12 protein-coding genes are annotated in these 13,658 nt (G+C 72.5%); 7 read left to right on the forward strand and 5 right to left on the reverse strand.

All coding sequences use genetic code 11. The features are described from left to right. From CLT72_RS19750 to CLT72_RS19765, 4 genes are read left to right on the forward strand one after another with little or no spacing between them, the layout of a single operon-like run. Complete coding sequence (locus CLT72_RS19750; RefSeq protein WP_101413061.1) at window positions 1–1,956, forward strand: MFS transporter; 1,956 nt, start codon at window positions 1–3, stop codon at window positions 1,954–1,956. After that, window positions 1,953–2,510 (forward strand): hypothetical protein, encoded by a 558-nt coding sequence (locus tag CLT72_RS19755; RefSeq protein ID WP_101413062.1) that lies wholly within the window; start codon window positions 1,953–1,955, stop codon window positions 2,508–2,510. The genes CLT72_RS19750 and CLT72_RS19755 overlap by 4 nt, the downstream gene beginning before the upstream one ends. After that, complete coding sequence (locus tag CLT72_RS19760; RefSeq protein WP_101413063.1) at window positions 2,507–3,676, forward strand: M23 family metallopeptidase; 1,170 nt, start codon at window positions 2,507–2,509, stop codon at window positions 3,674–3,676. The genes CLT72_RS19755 and CLT72_RS19760 overlap by 4 nt, the downstream gene beginning before the upstream one ends. A gap of 13 nt (window positions 3,677–3,689) precedes the next feature. Further along, window positions 3,690–4,292, forward strand: coding sequence for a hypothetical protein (locus CLT72_RS19765; RefSeq protein WP_101413064.1), 603 nt, complete (start codon window positions 3,690–3,692; stop codon window positions 4,290–4,292). 4 nt (window positions 4,293–4,296) lie between these two features. Here the strand turns inward: CLT72_RS19765 and CLT72_RS19770 are convergent, their stop codons facing one another. Then, entirely contained in the window at window positions 4,297–4,722 is a 426-nt protein-coding gene (locus CLT72_RS19770) for a hypothetical protein (RefSeq protein WP_486484285.1), read from the reverse strand. Between the two features lie 324 nt (window positions 4,723–5,046). Between CLT72_RS19770 and CLT72_RS19775 the strand changes: the two genes are divergently transcribed. Both CLT72_RS19775 and CLT72_RS19780 read left to right on the forward strand, forming a co-directional pair. Next, window positions 5,047–7,593, forward strand: coding sequence for an FtsK/SpoIIIE domain-containing protein (locus CLT72_RS19775; RefSeq protein WP_101413066.1), 2,547 nt, complete (start codon window positions 5,047–5,049; stop codon window positions 7,591–7,593). Next, entirely contained in the window at window positions 7,590–8,372 is a 783-nt protein-coding gene (locus CLT72_RS19780; RefSeq protein WP_101413067.1) for a hypothetical protein, read from the forward strand. Before CLT72_RS19775 ends, CLT72_RS19780 begins: the two co-directional genes overlap by 4 nt. A 93-nt stretch (window positions 8,373–8,465) precedes the next feature. On the opposite strand, the gene folE is transcribed toward CLT72_RS19780, so the two are convergent. The 4 genes from folE to CLT72_RS32345 form a co-directional block, all read right to left on the reverse strand. Next, on the reverse strand, window positions 8,466–9,131 hold the full coding sequence (gene folE / locus CLT72_RS19785; RefSeq protein ID WP_101413068.1) for a GTP cyclohydrolase I FolE: 666 nt from the start codon (window positions 9,129–9,131) through the stop codon (window positions 8,466–8,468). 38 nt (window positions 9,132–9,169) lie between these two features. Beyond that, complete coding sequence (gene ftsH / locus CLT72_RS19790; protein ID WP_101413069.1) at window positions 9,170–11,200, reverse strand: ATP-dependent zinc metalloprotease FtsH; 2,031 nt, start codon at window positions 11,198–11,200, stop codon at window positions 9,170–9,172. A 495-nt stretch (window positions 11,201–11,695) separates the two neighbouring features. Further along, complete coding sequence (gene hpt / locus CLT72_RS19795) at window positions 11,696–12,271, reverse strand: hypoxanthine phosphoribosyltransferase (protein ID WP_089003078.1); 576 nt, start codon at window positions 12,269–12,271, stop codon at window positions 11,696–11,698. A 101-nt stretch (window positions 12,272–12,372) separates the two neighbouring features. Continuing rightward, entirely contained in the window at window positions 12,373–12,510 is a 138-nt protein-coding gene (locus CLT72_RS32345) for a hypothetical protein (RefSeq protein ID WP_199184607.1), read from the reverse strand. A gap of 150 nt (window positions 12,511–12,660) precedes the next feature. Between CLT72_RS32345 and CLT72_RS19805 the strand changes: the two genes are divergently transcribed. Beyond that, window positions 12,661–13,620, forward strand: coding sequence for a GlxA family transcriptional regulator (locus CLT72_RS19805; RefSeq protein WP_101413071.1), 960 nt, complete (start codon window positions 12,661–12,663; stop codon window positions 13,618–13,620). Window positions 13,621–13,658: the final 38 nt, after the last annotated feature.

Here is a 13,658-nt window from a genome sequence, read left to right on the forward strand (position 1 = left end):
ATGGCGCGGGCCCGGGCACGGCTGGCGGCGTTCCTGCTCGCGCTCGGCGTACTCGCCGGGGCGACCATCGGCTGGCCGGCCATCGGTGCCGCGGCGGCCGCCCCCGCACCGCTGACGGCCCAGGCGAACGCCGACCTCTGCACCACCCCGGAGTGGCAGGCCGACTTCCGCGCCTGCGTCGCCAAGCTCAAGGACGTGTCAGCAGCCCGGGCAGAGTGTCTCGAGCCACCAACGCCCGGCGCCCCCGATGCAGGTCTGGCTGGCTGGTTTGCCAGCTCGCCACCCGAAGCAACTGCGGGCGTCACCGGCAGGTACAGCCTCTATGGATACGCCGGGTACAGCTACACGACGTACGACATCGGTTGTGCCTCCACAGTCCTCCACCCGGACTACAAGTTCACAACCACTGTCGCAAACGGCGAATTCATGATTGCCACTGCGGTGATCGGCGCTTCCAACGCCCTGCGGGAACGCGCCTGGGATCCGCGCTCGATGTGGGGCTGGGCCGATCCACTGGTGGACCAAGCGACCAAGGCCGTCTACCAGAAGGTGTTCAGCGTCTTCGGCATCGTCACCCTCTGCGTGGTCGGACTGTACCTGCTCTGGCGCTCCCGCCAGTCGGACATGAGCAACGCGATGACCACGGCGGGCTGGGCCCTGCTGGTGATGGTGGCGGTGACCGCCCTGGCCGCATGGCCGGTCAAGTCGGCCAACATCGCCGACGGCACCCTCGTCACGACCCTGGGTGTGGTACACGACGCCGTAGGTCCCCAGGTGAAGGAGCCTGGTCCCGGCCGGTGTATCGATCCCAATCCGGAACGGTGTAAGGACAACCGTAAGCCCGCAGTCCGAGCCAGCGACACCGCTACCGAATCTATGCTGTACCGGAACTGGCTACGGGGAGTCCTTGGGTCGGCGGACAGCGAGACCGCCAAGAAATACGGCCAGGCTCTGTACGACGCCCGGTCGTTGACCTGGGGTGAGGCGCAGTCGATCCGCGCCAATCCGGCGACACGTCAAGCCACCATCGAGGCGAAGCAGCAGCAGTGGATGAAGGTTGCTGAGCAGATCAAGGAGGAAGACCCGGAGGCGTACGAGTACCTACAGGGCGTCCGGGACATGGACCGGGTGGGTGCCGGATTCATTGCCGTGCTGGCTGCGGTTCTCTTCGCGATGTTCGACCTGACCGCCTCGCTGCTGGTGCTGCTGGGCTTCCTGATCTTCCGGTGGGCGGTGATCGCGGCGCCGATCCTCGGCACGGTGGGCCTGATGCGCCCGGCCAGCGCCGGGTTGCGACGGTTGGCGAACGCGGTGGTCGCCGCCGTCTTCAACATCGCCATCTTCGGCACCGGCGCCGCCATCTATCTCTTCGCGGTCGACCTCATCATGAGCACGCCGACCCTGCCCGGCTGGCTCCAGGTGGTGCTGGTCTGGCTATGCGGCGTGGTGGGCTGGCTCCTGCTGCGCCCCTACCGCCGGATCACCCAACTCGGGGGCAAGGACAGCAGCGAGGCGGTCAGCTCGGCCGGCTCGTGGCACCGGCGCTTCTTCCGGGACATGCGCACCGCCGCCCGGCTCGACGTCGCGGAGCCCGGCGGGACGGCCGAGCCGACGACGGGCCGGCGTCGGACCGTGGTGGCGGAGCAGCGCACCCTCCGACCCGAGGCACGGCTGGAGGATCCGGCACACGCCGCCGCCCGTGGCGGCCCCGCCGCCCCCAGCGGGGATGAACGACAGCGGCCCGACGGTCGCGAGCAGGCCAACGAGGAGCCGGTGCCGGCCAAGGACCGGGGGACCTCGCGCCCGGTCGCACCCCGGCCCCGGCGGCGGCAGCCGGCCACCTGGACCGAGCCGGACGTGCCGGACGAGAACCCCTCGTTCGCCATCTACCGTCCCGGATCCGCTGAACGCGCGCCTGACCGGCCCACCCCGCGGATCCGTTCCGAGGCGCGGTGAGTGCGATGCGGCGGTCGGTCGAATTCCTGGTCACCCGGGTACTCCGGTCCCGGCTCGGCATCGCGGTCGGCATCGCCATACTCGTGTTCGGGATCATCGGCGCGGCGCGGTTCGTGTCAGGGCCGGGCGATCCCACCTCCGGACTGGCCAACCGCCCCGACCGGCCGATCACCACGGTCGATCCGACCGCCGGAGACGACGGGGCGTTCTCGACCGGCTCTCCGCCGTCTCCGGTCACCCGCCCCGGCGAACTCACGCCAGAGCAGACCGCCGAACGCTTCGTCGCCGCATGGCTCGGCAAGCCGGGCACCACGGCGGAGCAGTGGCAGGAGGGCCTACGCCCCCTCTCCACCCCGGTGCTGACCGACAAGCTGGCCGGCGTCGACCCGTCTGGGGTGCCGATCGGTCAGGTCGACGGTGACGTCACGCTCCGGCCCCGGGCCGAGAACTTCGTCGAGGTACTGGTTCCGCTCGACACGGGACGGCTCCGCCTCGAACTGGTGGCGCCGGACGGGCGCTGGCTGGTGGACGCCGTGGACTGGGAGCAGAAATGAGCGACGGGACGCGGCCGCGCGGTCGAAAGCTCCGACTCGGCGCACTGGCCGCCGCGTTGACGGCGACGCTCGCCCTGCTCTGCTGTACCGGCGGCGCGGGGGCCTTCTTCCTCACCGAACTGGGCGGTGAGGCGGGCAGCAGTTTGACGTTCGCCAGTCAGGACTGCAAGGAGGAATCCCAGGTAAACGTGGTGGGCGACATGCCTCGGATCTCCCAGTACGGCGAACGTCAGCTCCGCAACGCCGCGAGGATCATCAAGGTGGGGCAGGAGATGAAGGTGCCGCCCCGCGGGTGGGTAATCGCTGTGGCGACCGCTATGCAGGAATCCAGACTTCTCAACCTGGCTAACCGGACCGTCGCCGAGTCCGGGAACCTGCCGAACGAAGGTATTGGCGCCGACCACGACTCGGTCGGTCTGTTTCAGCAGCGAGCCGGTTGGGGCACTGTTGCGCAGCGGATGACCCCCGAGTACGCCTCCCGGAAGTTCTACGAGAAGCTGGTCAAGGTACCCGGCTGGGAGACGATGCCGCTGACCCGGGCCGCACAGGCCGTACAGATCAGCGCCTTCCCGGACGCGTACGCCAAGCACGAGGACGTGGCCGCCCAAATCGTCAACGCGCTGGCCGGCGGAGCTGCCCGGATCGCGCTGATCGACGGTAGGAAGGCGTGCGACCGCGCCGCCGGAGGACAGATCGCCGCCTCCGGCTGGACGGCTCCCATCCCCGGCGGCGTCGGTTCGGGCTTTCGCACCGCGAGCCGGCCCCGGCACAACGGGGTCGACATCGCCGCGCCGAAGGGCACCGACATCCGGGTAGCGGCCACCGGACGCGTCCTGATCTCCCAGTGCGACCAGGACAAGAGCGGCCGGCGCACCTGTAACGTCGACGGCTGGCCGAACAAGGGCGGCTGCGGCTGGTTCGTCGACGTCCTGCACGCCGGTGGGTTCATCACCCGCTACTGCCACATGGTCAGCAAGCCCCGAGTCAAGGTCGGCCAACTCGTCGAGGCCGGTACGGTCATCGGTGAGGTGGGCAGCAGCGGCAACTCCTCCGGCCCGCACCTGCACTTCGAGGTGCACGAGGACGAGGACCGGAGCAGCCGCGGCGCCATCGACCCTGTGCCTTTCATGCGCTCCCGTGGCGCGCCGCTCAAGGGCGCGGGATGAGACGCCCGCCGTCATGAACGACCCGCTTCCCGACCCGTTCGCCGACCATCCGGACTGGGCGCCCCGACCGCCCCGACCGATCGAGGTCGTGCCGGCCACCGGTCGCGTCGAGCTGCGCGGTCAGCGCGTGCTGGTCGGCCTGCCCGGACTGGGCTGGCGCGCTGACCTTCGGGCGGACGACCGGGTGGTGCAGGGCAGTCGAACCTACGTGCCGGTCATCCCCGAACACGAGTGGTACCGGGCGGAGTCCGACCAGGTGGAGGTCTTCGCGCCGCTGGTTCCGGTCGAGCGGGTCTGGGTGGAGACGGTGGGGGCGCGGCGGCCGGACGCGTCGACGGACCGCGAGACGGGCGTGCGCCTGGTCTCCCTGGACGCCCCGGCGCACCGCGCCCCGACCCCGGTCTTCGAGTCGGACGCCGTCACGGGTCGCCGGGTGGTGCACGTCGTCGACTCCGTCGAGCACCGGGACCTGCGAGCCGTCACCGAGACCTACTCCGGCGCCGAAGGCGACATCTGCGTCCGGGTGACGCCGGAGATGGACTGGTATCGGTGGGCCTGGCGGGGTCAGGCACCAACCACTTTGGAGGTTCCGGTGCATCTGCTCTGGATTGAGTGAGGACTTAGCTCTCCGGCGCTCCGGCGCAGACCCGCCAACCGTCTCTGTCCTGGGCCTCGAAGCGCCAGGGGTCGGTCAGGCTCTGTTGCACCCCGTCTACGGTGGCGCTACGACGAATGACGGCCGTTACCGTGGCCGCTGATGAGCCGTTCATTACCACTACGATGTTCTCGATATTGATCGAGAAGCTTGTACCGAGTTCTCGTTCACGTCGCTCGACCTGGGTCCGCAGATCATCGATCGACTGTAGTGGGCCGCCGCAGGTGAAGAGTAGAGCCCGGTTCTGGTCACGCGAAACAAGCGCGGCCTGCAAGTAGCTGACGACAGCTACGTCCGGCGACCCACGGTCGGGTGCCGCGGCCCGGTTGTAGAGCACGAATCCAGCGGCCACCCCGCCCAGGCAGAGTGCCACGACGACGCTCGTGACCACCGTGAGAACGGTGCGCAGCCGCCGCCGCGGCCGCTCCGGTGCCGGGGCCGGCGAGGGCGGCGCCAGGTGGTCGGAGGGGGGCCGTTGCGCCGGTACGCGGGAGACCTGGGAACCGGCGGGGGGCTGCACTGATTCCACCCTCTGAGGCTAGCGGCTGGACGCGGTAGACCCAATGCCCCAGATCCAGCGGATCGTGACGGACCAATCCCCATCGGTGAGTTCCACGACATCCCCGGCGCAGTGCCGCCGCGCATCCCGGACGAGTCGGCCCGGCTGGGTTACGGTCTCTGCGCGGGGAGGGGTTGCCGACCTCGGGCGGAGGGGGTGGACGCGGTGGTCGGTCCGAAGGCACGCACCAACCGCGCCGCCGCACTGCACAGGCGGGCCGCCGCCACCGCGACTGCCGCCGCGAGCGTCCTCGACGACACCCGGCCCGTCCCTGCCGACCAGCGCCGCCAGTACGAGCTGGCGGACCGCCTCCGGTCCGCGGCGGCGGTGCTGGCTCCCGGCTGGGCGGGCGCTCCCCTGGAGACGACGGCACCGACCACACCGGCCGGTGAGGGGCCGCCTCCCTTCGTCCGGGTCGGTACGGCGGCACCGTTGGACGACGCCCGGTTCCCGGCGCTGGTGCCGCTGCTCGGCACGGGGCACCTCGCGGTGGACGTCGACGCCCGCGATCCCCGGGTGGCGGGGCTGCTGCGGGGCGTACTGCTGCGGTTGTTGGCCGCGACCCCGGCCGGCGCGCTGCTGGTCCGCGCGGTCGATGCGACCGGCACGGCCCTCGCGCCGTTCGCGCCGCTCGCGGACGCGGGCCTGCTGCCGCCGCCGGCGGTGGACGTGGCGGGGCTGCGGGCCGTACTCACCGAGGCCGAGCAGTGGGTGGCCCCCGGGGCGAGCGGGCGTCGCCGGCACGACCGGACGCTGCTGCTGGTGATGGCCGCACTGCCCGAGTCGACCGGGCCCACAGACCTGGCCCGCATCGTGGCCCTGGCCGGGTCGGGTCGGGCGGCCGGCCTGCATCTCGTCGTGGCGGGCTGGCCCCCGGCGGGCGGCCGGGAGCCGCTGCCGAGGGCGACGACGCTGGCGGTCCGCACCGCGTACGCGCTGCTGGGTGATCCGCCGGGCAGCCCGTTCGCCGGGCCGGGCGCCGAGTCGCCGGGCGGGCTGAACTCGCCGGTCTTCATCGAGACCGATCCGCCGGGCGAACTCGTCGACGCGGTCTGCCGCCGGCTGGCCGCGCAGGTGGAGGCGGGTTCCCGGCTGGCGCTGACCGACCTGCTGCCGGCGGCCGACGAGGACCTGTGGACGGCGAGCGGGGTGGGCGGGCTGACCACGACCGTCGGGGACGCCGGCGGGCGGCCGGTGTCCCTCGGTTTCTCGGAGTTGACGCCGCACTGGCTGGTCAGCGGCCGTTCGGGTGCGGGTCGGTCCACCTTCCTCACCACCGCGCTGCTCGGCCTGACCGCCCGCTACGGTCCCGACGAGCTGGCCCTCTACCTGGCGGACCTCGCCGACGCCGAGTCCTTCGTGGAGTTCCTCCAGACCGAGCGGGACCGGTCGTGGATCCCGCAGGTGCGGGCCGCCGCGATGGCGGCCGACCGGGAGTACGTGCTGAGTCTGCTGGACGAGCTCGTGGCGGAGGTGCGCCGGCGCGAGGAGGCTGGCGCCCGGGCCGGCGGGCAACGCTTCGCCGAGCTGCGCCAGCACCGGGCGATGCCCCGGGTCGTCTGCGTGCTCGACAACCTGCCGCTGCTCTTCGTCGAGCGGGACCGGCTGGCCGCCGACGCCGCCGCCCGGCTGGACGCGTTGGCCCGCACCGGACGTGCGTACGGGGTGCACCTGGTGTTGGCTGGCGAGGGCGACCTGGGGTTGGGCTCGCGTACCGACCGGGACTCGGTGCTGGGGCAGTTCCCGGTGCGGGTGGCGCTGCCCGGCGGAGGTGCCGTGCTGGAGCCGACGAACGACTCGGCCGCCGGCCTGCCGGTGGGCAGTGCGGTGGTGAACACCGCCGGCGGGCTCGGCGGGCCCCGGGGCGCGATCCGGGGGCACGAGCGGATGGTCCGGTTCCCGGACCCGCAGGACCACCCCGACACCGTCGAGGCGCTGCGGCACCGGCTCTGGTCGGCCCGCCCGGAGAGGGCGTCCCCGCCGGTGGTCTTCGCCGGTTACGCCCGCCCGCTGCTGCGCAACGATCCCCGGTACCGGGCGGCGCTCGCCGGGCAGGCACCCGGGCCCGCCGCCCTGCTGGGACGGGCGGTGGACGTGCCCCGGACCACCGTCGCGGTGTCACTCGGGCCGGCCCCGGGGCGGAACCTGGCCGTGCTCGGGCCCGGGCCGGAGGCGGCCCGGCTGCTGGTCACCGCCGTACGCAGCGCGGCCGTGCACCACGCCCCCGGGGACGCCCGCTTCGTGCTGGCCGCGCCGGACGAGGAGTGCCGCCCGGTGGTCGAGGCGTTGGCGGCCGAGCTGGCGGGGCGCCACCCGGTGGAGACGGTGGACCTTCCGGGCCTGCTCGCTGCCGTGGACGACCCCGCGCCGGCCTTCCTGGTGGTCTTCGGACTGGACGTGCCGACGCCGGAGCAACTGCCCCCGGAGCGGCTCCGCGCGCTGCTGCGGGAGGGGCCGCCCATCGGCCGGCACCTGCTGGGCCGCTGGCGGACGGTGCCGTCGTTCGCCGCGCTGCTGGAACCCGAGGGCGAGGTGGACAAGCTCGCCGCCGTGGCCGTGGTGGACCTGCCGGGCGCGCAGCTCGCATCGGTCTTCGGCCGGCAGGTGCAGTGGCGGCCCCGCCCCGGCCGGGCGGTGCTCTGGGACGGCCCCGGCGAGCAGGGCACCGTGCTGGTCCCCTTCGGCGAGGAGGAGCCGGCATGACCCGCGGCGGGGTACGGACCACGGCGGGACAGTCTGCGCCGGGGCGGCAGCGTTCCGGGGCCGACCCGACACCGGAGGGCACCAACCCGGCCGGGCAGGCGGGCACCGGCGGGCAGGCGGGCACCGGCGGGGATGCCGACGCGGTGGCCGCCGCGTGGACCGAGTACCTCGCCGCCGCCCGTCAGCTCGACGGGGTGCGCCGCGACGCGGCCACCGCCGCCGGCGAGCAGGCCCGGTCGGTGCAGGCCGCCCGCGAGGAGCTGACCGCCGTACGCACCAGGTTGGCCTCGCAGGAGGCCCGGCTGCGCGAGCGGGGCGTACCGCCGATCTCGTTGGTCCCGACGCCGCCGGAACTGACCGAGGCGGCCCGGGCGATGGCGGGCGGGCCGGCGGCGGTGCTGGCCGCGTTGCGCGCCGCCCGGGGCCGGGCGGACGCCGCGGACGCGACGCTCTCCGCGCGCGGACTGCCCCGCCTGGCTGCCTGGCCGCCGCACCTGCGGAACCTGCTCGTGTACGGGCCGCTGGCGCTGCTGGTGCCGGCGATCCAGGTGGCGTTGTTCGTGGCGACCGGCACCGGGGCGGCCAGCGTGGCCGCGTTGGTCTGCGGTCTGCCGATGCCGGCGGTGGCGTTCGCGGCGGGTTGGATCGGCGTGGGTCGGCTCTTCCCGCCGCCGGAGGGCGGCCGGGTGGCGCGCACGGCCCGGCTGGGCGCCCTGGTGTGCCTGGTCCCGGCGGTGCTGGTCAGCGCGGGCCTGTTGCTCGCGATGCTGGCCGGCTGAGCGCCGCGCCCGGCAGGCCCGCGCCGGCGGGCTGACACGCGACGGCCGGCCCACCCCTGGGTTGCGGGGAGCGGCCGGCCGGTCCGTGCGGTGTCAGCGGGGGATGATCAGCGCCATCGCCTCGGCGCGGGACTTGGCGTCGCGCTGAAGGGTGCCCCGCACTGCGGACGTGATGGTCTTGGCGCCCGACTTCTGGATGCCGCGCATCGCCATGCACATGTGCTCGCACTCGAGCACCACCACCACGCCGCGCGGCGCGAGCCGCTCCATGAGCAGGTCGGCGATCTGGGAGGTGAGGCGCTCCTGCACCTGCGGCCGGCGGGCGAAGACCTCGACCAGCCGGGCCAGCTTGGACAGGCCGGTGATCCGGCCGTCCGGCCCCGGGATGTAGCCGATGTGGGCGCTGCCCCGGAACGGCAGCAGGTGGTGCTCGCAGAGGCTCATCACGTCGATGTCCCGGACGAGCACCAGCTCCTCGTGGTTGGCCTCGAAGGTGGTGCTGAGCACCTGGGCCGGGTCGACCCGGAGGCCGGCGAAGAGTTCCGCGTACGCGCGGGCGACCCGGGCCGGCGTCTGCTGGAGCCCGTCGCGGTCCGGGTCCTCCCCGACGGCGATGAGGATCTCGCGGACCGCCTTCTCGATCCGCCCGAGGTCCATGGTCTCCTCGATGGGCCGACCGGTGAGTCTGCCGCTGATCAGGCGCGCGGCGACGTAGTCGAGGGTGTCGTCGCCGTCCGGCTCGGTCGCGGAGACGGCCAGTTCCCGGTGCTCCCGGGAACTGGCCGTCGGGTCGGTGCTCAGTGCGTACCGTCCGAGTTGTTGGAGTTGCTCGCGGTGCCGCCGCCCACCGTGGCCTGGGCGCCGTCGGCCTGGGCCTGCACCTTCAGCGCGTCCTTCTCGGCCGGCGTGAGCACCGGCGGCTCGGTGGAGGGCTGGCGCTTGCCGAAGCCGTTGTACGGCGCCATCGGCGGCCGCTTGGCCACCCGGGCGCAGATCCGGGCCATGTCGGCGGTGGAGAGGGTCTCCTTCTCCATCAGCTCCAGCACGATGTTGTCCAGGACGTCCCGGTATTCCACCAGGATCTCCCAGGCCTCGTCGTGGGCCAGCTCGATCAGCGCCCGCATCTCGCCGTCGATCTCGGCGGCGACGGCGTCGGAGTAGTCCCGCTCGTGGCCCATGTTGCGGCCGAGGAACGGCTCGTCGCCGCTGGTGCCGTACTTGATCGCGCCGAGCTTGGAGCTCATGCCGTACTGCGTGATCATCGCGCGGGCCAGCTGGGTGGCCTTCTCGATGTCGTTGCCGGCACCCGTGGTCGGCTCGTGGAACACCAGCTCCTCGGCGGCCCGGCCACCCAGCGCGTACGCCAGGGTGTCGACCATCTCGGCGCGGGTCTGGGTGTACTTGTCCTCGGTGGGCAGGACCAGGGTGTGGCCCAGCGACCGACCGCGGGACAGGATCGTCACCTTGTGCACCGGCGCGGCGTGCGGCAACGCCCAGGCGACCAGCGCGTGCCCACCCTCGTGGTACGCGGTGATCTTCTTCTCCTGGTCGCTCATCACCCGGGTGCGGCGCTGCGGACCGGCGATAACCCGGTCGATCGACTCCTCCAGGGAGTCGTTGGTGATCGCCCGCTGGTCCTTGCGGGCGGTGAGCAGCGCGGACTCGTTGATCACGTTGGCCAGGTCGGCACCGCTGAAACCGGGGGTACGCCGGGCCACCGCGTCGAGGTCGACGTCGGGGGTGAACGGCTTGCCCTTGGCGTGCACCCGCAGGATCGCCTTGCGGCCCTCCATGTCGGGGGCGTCCACCGGGATCTGCCGGTCGAAGCGGCCCGGGCGCAGCAGCGCCGGGTCGAGGATGTCCGGCCGGTTGGTGGCGGCGATCAGGATGACCCCGCCCTTGGTGTCGAAGCCGTCCATCTCGACGAGCAGCTGGTTGAGCGTCTGCTCGCGCTCGTCGTGACCGCCGCCCATGCCGGCGCCGCGGTGGCGACCGACGGCGTCGATCTCGTCGACGAAGACGATGGCCGGCGCGTTCGCCTTGGCCTGCTCGAAGAGGTCGCGGACCCGGCTGGCGCCGACACCGACGAACATCTCCACGAAGTCCGAGCCGGAGATCGAGTAGAAGGGCACCCCGGCCTCGCCGGCGACGGCGCGGGCCAGCAGCGTCTTACCGGTGCCGGGCGGGCCGAAGAGCAGCACACCCTTCGGGATCTTGGCGCCCAGGGCCTGGTACTTCGCCGGGTTCTGCAGGAAGTCCTTGATCTCGTGCAGTTCCTCGACGGCCTCCTCGGCCCCGGCCACGTCCGCGAACGTGGTCTTCGGCGTGTCCTTGGTGATCATCTTCGCCTTGGACTTGCCGAAGTTGAGCACCCGGGAGCCGCCGCCCTGCATCTGCGACATGAAGAAGAGCAGCAGGAGCACCAGCAGGGCGATCGGGAGCAGGTTGACCAGCAGGCTCACCCAGATGCTGTCGGACGACACCTCGGCGTCGGCCGGGCCGGTGACCCGGTTGTTCGCCTTGGCCTCGAGGACCTCGTTCCAGACCTCGTCCCCGACCTCGTAGGGGAACTGCGCCTCGATCCGGTCGGTGTTGGTGTCGCCGAACTTGACCTTCTCAGCCAGGTCGAGCCGGACCGTCTGTTCCTTGTCCTGGAAGACGACCTTCTCGATCTTGGGCTGGCCGGTGTTGAGCTGGTCGAGCGCAACGGAAGTGTCCACCCGGTGGTAGCTGGGACCAGCGGTGAACAGTTGACTGAGCACAACGGCGCCGAGGATGACCAGGATGATCCAGACCACCGGTCGGCGGAAGAAACGCGTACGTTCCATGCTGTTGTCGAGCGCCGAGGCGCCCGCATCCTCCTGATCGACGTCCTGACCGTCTGATGGTGTCGCCGCCTGCGGCGGCGGCCGGAGCCGCCGTGCGGGCCGGCTCGACCCCGAGGCGCGAAACTGCCGCGCCGCGGTCATTCGACGGTACACCGTGCACGCGAGCAGTGAGCTTGCGAGCCCCGCAGTGACGCACAAAGGGAACAGCTGTGCGCGCACCGCGCGAGCTTGCGAGCCCCGCGTACGCGCACGATCCGATCATCATGCGCGCGCGGAACGGGCCTGCGAGCCCAACAATTACGCGTAGGGCGAACCGGGTCCAGCCGGCGTGACGCGAACTCCGCGCCCGGCCTCCCGTCCGCCCGGTCCCGCGGTTCGGGGGTCGGGCGTGGAGGGAGCCTCCACGCCACCGGACTCCACCGTAGTCCGGCTCGCTGAAAGCCCGCTGAACGTCCGCTCGACGGGAGCCGATGTGGCGGGCCCGACGGAGCGGGCTCAGGTCCGGGCGTACACCTCGGGCTTGAGCACGCCGACGTAGGGCAGTTCGCGGTAGCGCTCGCCGAAGTCGAGGCCGTAGCCGACGACGAACTCGGTCGGGATGTCGAAGCCGACGTACTTCACCGGCACCGGCACCTTGACCGCGTCGGGCTTGCGGAACAGCGCCACCACCTCGACGCTCGCGGCCGAGCGGGACTCCAGGTAGCGCAGCAGCCACGAAAGGGTGAGACCCGAGTCGACGATGTCCTCGACCACGACCACGTGCCGGCCGGCGATGTCCCGGTCCAGGTCCTTGAGGATGCGGACCACCCCGGAGGAGGTGGTGCCCTGGCCGTAGGAGGAGACGGCCATGAACTCCAGCTCGGCGGGCGGCCCGCTGCGGCCCAGCGCCCGGGCGAAGTCGGCCATGAACATCACCGCGCCCTTGAGGACGCAGACCAACAGGAGCCCGTCATCGACGTCGGCGTAGTCCGCCGAGACCTGCTTGGCGAGTTCCGCGGTCTTCTCGCGGATCTGCGCCTCGGAGATGATCACGTGGTCGATGTCGGCGTCGTACCAGGAGCCGTCAGCCATGGCTCCTAGCCTGCCGTACGCCCGATGGCCCCCGTCGGCGGGGCCGCCCCTTTTGGGCGCGGTCCCACCCCGGACGAACGCCACGAAGGCCGCTTTCCACCTCAGCAGGGACGGGACCGCCAGCGCCGACCATCGTCGGACGGCTTCCAGTCGGCCGAGTCCCGGCTGTCGGCGGTAAGGCCGACGGCCGAGGCCAGGGCGAGGAGGACGAGGAAGAAGAGGAAGAGCAGGATCTCCATGGCGGCGCTCGCTTTCGCATGGTTGCTGTCGGTTTCGCCGCCGGTGCGCACCGGACTGGAACCAGTTTCCGTCGGGCTCCGCCGCCCGGACAGTGGCAGGATTGCCACCTCACCTCGATTTCCTGCCAACCGGGCGGTTACCCTCGTCACATGCTCAGATCGGTCGCCGTCCTCGCCCTGGACCGGGTCGCCACGTTCGAGCTCGGAGTCCTCGCGGAGGTCTTCGGGACCGACCGCACCGCCGACGGGTTCCCCGGCTACCGCTTCCACGTGTGCAGCCCCGACGCGGCTCCGGTCCGCACCTCGTCGGGCTTCCACCTGACCCCGCACGCCGACCTCGGCCCGCTGGAGGAGGCGGACCTGGTCGCCGTCCCGGCCCACCAGGACGGCACCGTCGTGCCGGCCACCGCGCTCGCCGCGCTGCGCCGGGCCGCCGACCGGGGGGCGTACGTGTTCAGCGTCTGCTCCGGCGCGTTCGTGCTGGGCGAGGCCGGCCTGCTCGACGGCCGGGAGTGCACCACCCACTGGCGCTACGTCGACGAGCTGCAACGCCGCCACCCGAGCGCCAGGGTCCGGTGCAACGCGCTCTACGTGCAGGACGGCCGGCTGCTCACCAGCGCCGGCACGGCCGCCGGCATCGACGCCTGCCTGCACCTGGTCCGCCAGGAGCACGGCTCCGCCACAGCCACCCGGCTGGCCCGCCGGATGGTGGTGCCCCCGCACCGCGACGGCGGGCAGGCGCAGTACGTCGAGGCGCCCATCCCCGTGACCCCCGAGGCGCCGACCCTGGAACCGGTGCTGGAGTGGCTCATGCGGCACCTGGACCGCCCGGTCACCGTCGACGAGCTGGCCGCCCGGGCGGAGATGTCCCCGCGCACGTTCGCCCGGCGGTTCCGCGCCGAGACCGGCACCACGCCGCACGACTGGCTGACCAACCAGCGGGTGCTGCTGGCCCGACGGCTGCTGGAGGAGACCGGGCTCAGCGTCGAGGCCGTCGCCGACCGGGCCGGCTTCGGCGACTCGGCGGCGCTGCGGCACCACTTCGCCCGCCGGGTCGGCGCCACCCCGCACACCTACCGGACCACCTTCCGCGAACGCGTGGAGGCCTGAGCCCCGGAGCCGCGGCGACGGACCGCGGCACCGGGAGC

This window comes from Micromonospora sp. CNZ309 (assembly GCF_002846525.1).

What these genes read in the sequence shown, in the direction of transcription:
- CLT72_RS19760 (WP_101413063.1), top strand. Translation starts at nt 2,507, where the DNA reads ATGAGCGACGGGACGCGGCCGCGCGGTCGAAAGCTCCGACTCGGCGCA.
- CLT72_RS19780 (WP_101413067.1), top strand. Translation starts at nt 7,590, where the DNA reads ATGACCCGCGGCGGGGTACGGACCACGGCGGGACAGTCTGCGCCGGGG.
- CLT72_RS19765 (WP_101413064.1), top strand. Translation starts at nt 3,690, where the DNA reads ATGAACGACCCGCTTCCCGACCCGTTCGCCGACCATCCGGACTGGGCG.
- CLT72_RS19750 (WP_101413061.1), top strand. Translation starts at nt 1, where the DNA reads ATGGCGCGGGCCCGGGCACGGCTGGCGGCGTTCCTGCTCGCGCTCGGC.
- ftsH (WP_101413069.1), bottom strand. Translation starts at nt 11,200, where the DNA reads ATGGAACGTACGCGTTTCTTCCGCCGACCGGTGGTCTGGATCATCCTG.
- CLT72_RS32345 (WP_199184607.1), bottom strand. Translation starts at nt 12,510, where the DNA reads ATGGAGATCCTGCTCTTCCTCTTCTTCCTCGTCCTCCTCGCCCTGGCC.
- CLT72_RS19805 (WP_101413071.1), top strand. Translation starts at nt 12,661, where the DNA reads ATGCTCAGATCGGTCGCCGTCCTCGCCCTGGACCGGGTCGCCACGTTC.
- hpt (WP_089003078.1), bottom strand. Translation starts at nt 12,271, where the DNA reads ATGGCTGACGGCTCCTGGTACGACGCCGACATCGACCACGTGATCATC.